The sequence below is a fragment of the Paraburkholderia sp. RL18-085-BIA-A genome, assembly GCF_046027075.1.
GTDB lineage: Bacteria > Pseudomonadota > Gammaproteobacteria > Burkholderiales > Burkholderiaceae > Paraburkholderia.
Genome location: NZ_JARESU010000601.1, coordinates 1 through 491 on the forward strand (window position 1 = coordinate 1; position 491 = coordinate 491).

The 491-nt window shown below is 60.1% G+C and carries 1 protein-coding gene; it reads right to left on the bottom strand.

What is annotated here, in order from left to right:
- On the bottom strand, positions 1 to 472 hold a 472-nt coding region (locus tag P0D89_RS54030; RefSeq protein ID WP_408371531.1), incomplete at its 3' end, for a transposase.
- Positions 473 to 491: the final 19 nt, after the last annotated feature.

Genomic DNA, 491 nt, shown 5'->3' on the forward strand with positions numbered 1-491 from the left:
TCGCCTGGGCTTTTTTTCTCAGAATCAGCAGCGCAGCCGCTTCTGCCAGCGCCTTCTCCTTGCGCTGCAATTCCTTCTCGAGCTGCTGGATGCGCCGTTTGTCGTCCTTCGACTGATGGCGCTGCTCGCGTGCCTGCTCGGCAGCATTCGCGTTGGCCGACCGGCAGGCGGCCCGCCACGCCGCGATCTGTTCGGGATAAAGACCTTTGCGGCGGCAATACTCGGCCAGCTCCGCTGCATTGAGCGGCGCAGTTTCCAGTACTACTGCAAACTTGTCCTCCGAAGACCATCCTTCGGGATTCTTCCCATCGCCCGGCACGGCCAACCCTTGTCCTTTCGCCTGTCGGCGCCACGTGTACAACGTCTGTTCGGTAATCCCCGTTTCTCTGGCCAGCGCCGAAACCAACGCGTTCTCCGGAGGCATCATGCGACGCACCAGCGCTTCTTTTCTTTCTGCTGAGTAGGCTTTCATTCACCCTGATTTTACCGCC